The organism is Halobellus salinus (assembly GCF_014646875.1).
GTDB lineage: Archaea > Halobacteriota > Halobacteria > Halobacteriales > Haloferacaceae > Haloquadratum > Haloquadratum salinum.
Window position 1 is genome coordinate 1 of sequence record NZ_BMOC01000053.1, and the last position, 632, is coordinate 632.

Annotated in this window: 1 pseudogene; it reads left to right on the plus strand. The window is 59.8% G+C overall.

Annotated elements, in window-relative coordinates:
* Nucleotides 1-632: pseudogene (locus tag IEX72_RS15065) on the plus strand (RNA-guided endonuclease TnpB family protein); the annotation flags it as partial.

A 632-nucleotide genomic window follows, 5' to 3' on the forward strand; every position in this document is an offset into this window, starting at 1 on the left:
AAACTCAACGATTTGCTTGAAACGTACCGTGACGGTCTGCAAGAGGCGTTCGACGCAGGGGCAAGTACCATGTCGGCGGTGAGCGACATCGTGACGCCCTACGACCTTCCGTATCAAGCGAAGGCCGCTCTCTGCAACTACGTCCCGAAACTCCGCAAGACGTACAACGCCAAGGAATTGGACGACGGCCACCCGGTACGGCTCACGAACCAAGCCGCGAAGTTCGACCACTCCGCCGAACGCGACTACGAGTTCACTTGGTGGGTTCCCCGTCCCGGTCGGGGCACGAACTTCTGGATACCGCTCCGTATCAACCCCGAGCAGGAAGACCTCTGGCACGACCTCGTATCGGAGGACGCGAAGGCGGGCGAGATACGGCTTCAGAAGCATCGGAAGAACTGGGTACTGCACGTCACCGTCGAGTACCCGGTCGAAGAACCAGCGACGGACGGTGACGCCACGCACATCGGTTTAGACATCGGAGAAAACGCCCTCATCACGGGCTGTGCCCTCAAGGACGGTTCTCCGACTGACCCGTTCGTGTGTAGCGGAAGTAGAGCGAAGCATCTCCGCAAAGAGATGCACACGACCCTGAAACGACTCCAAGAGCGTGACGCATCCGAGTGGCGGGT